Below are 1,759 nucleotides of genomic sequence, written 5' to 3' on the forward strand. Positions count from 1 at the left end.
AGAACGGGACCAGTGCCCCCACCGAGCCGCCGGTCGCCACCAGTAATGCCACCGACAGCGCGGTGAGCATGACGATGCCGTTGGAGAACACCAGCCGGTAGCCGCGTTTCGTGAGTTGCCTTGGCAGGAAGCGGTCCTCGGCGACGAAGCTGGCCAGCGCCGGGAATCCGTTGAAACTGGTGTTGCCGCCGGTGAACAGGATGGCCGCGGTCGACACCTGCAGCAGCATGAACAGCGCATCACCGATCATCCCGTGACCGAAGACCGCGCGGGCGACCTCGGACAACATCGACGGGTATTCGGACACGTAGGGCGTGGCGTGAGTGGCGTATGCCAGGAAGGACAACCCGGCAAGCAGAAAACCCAGAACGCACGCCATGGTGGTGAGCACCCGGCGCGCGTTGACGCCCTGCGGCTTCGGAAAGACGTTGACGGTGTTGGAGATCGCCTCGACGCCGGTCAGCGAGGACCCGCCGTTGGCGAACGCGCGCAGCAACACCAGGACCGTCGCGCCCATCACCAGCCCGTTGCCCTGATGCAGCGGCACCGCGCCCTGGATGTGCTGGGGATCGTAGGTCGGCAGTCCTCCGAAGATCGCGCGAATCACACCGACCACGATCAACAGCGTCATCATGACCACGAACGCGTAAGTGGCCGCGGCGAATCCCCGGCCGGCTTCCCGCAATCCGCGCAGGTTCACGTAGCACATGATGAGCACCACGGCCACCGTGATCGCCAGGCTGTACGAGCTGAGCGCGGGGATGGCCGACACCACCGCCACGGTGCCCGCCGCCGTCTGCACCGCCACCGTGACCACGTAGTCGATCAGCAGCGCCGCCGCGGCAACCTGCGCGACCCGGGGTCCGAAGTTCTCCCGCGCCACCACATAGGAGCCGCCCGCCCGTGTGTAGGCCATCACGACCTGCCGGTAGGACGCGGCCACCAGCACCAGGATCACCAGGATGACGCCGGTGATGGGAAGCAGCAACACGAACGCGGCCAGCCCGGCATGCGGCAGCAGCTCCACCAGAATCTGCTCGGGGCCGTAGGCGGTCGACGAGATCGCGTCGGGTGAAAGCGCGCCGAGCGCAACGGGGTTCGACAATCTCTCCGAAGACAGGTCATCGGTGATCAGCGGCTTCCCCAGAAAAAGCCGTTTGGCCAGGTCACCGATCGACAGGGGAACGCGTGGATTGCCCGCCGGAGTAGTCACGCCTACCTCTTTACCCGGTTCGCAACAGCCGTGGACACCGTTTCTAGACGGCCGGGGAGGGCTGGGTGAGCCGTTGCACCGCCGCGGCGACCCGCTCGTCGGTGGCAGTCAGCGCGACCCGCACATGCCGCGCTCCCCGCGGTCCGTAGAAGTCGCCCGGCGCCACCAGGATGCCGCGGGTGGCCAGCCAGGTGACACTGTCCCGGCACGGCTCGCCGCGGCTGGCCCACAGGTACAGCCCCGCCTCGGAGTGGTCGACCACAAAACCGGCCGCGCGCAACGCCGGCAGCAGCATGTCGCGCCGCCGCCGGTACCGTTCGCGCTGCGCCCGCTCGTGGGCGTCGTCGTCGAGGGCGGCCACCATCGCCGCCTGCACCGGCGTCGGGACCATCATCCCGGCGTGCTTGCGCACGGCCAACAGCTCAGCGACCAGCTCGGGGTCCCCGGCCACGAAACCTGCCCGGTAGCCGGCCAGCGACGAGCTCTTCGACAGCGAGTGGATCGCCAACAGACCGGTATGGTCACCGTCGCAGACCGACGGATGCA

General features: G+C 68.1%; 2 protein-coding genes. Both read right to left on the reverse strand.

The genetic code is table 11. The annotated features are described in order from the left end of the window. Positions 1-1,213: APC family permease (locus AC2VOK_RS16750; RefSeq protein ID WP_428901486.1), on the reverse strand; the 1,213-nt coding region annotated here is incomplete at its 3' end. Positions 1,214-1,256: 43 nt separating this feature from the next. Further along, positions 1,257-1,759 (reverse strand): aminotransferase class I/II-fold pyridoxal phosphate-dependent enzyme (locus AC2VOK_RS16755; RefSeq protein WP_428901487.1); only part of this gene is annotated, 503 nt, incomplete at its 5' end.

The organism is Mycobacterium sp. TH-M116 (assembly GCF_057473685.1).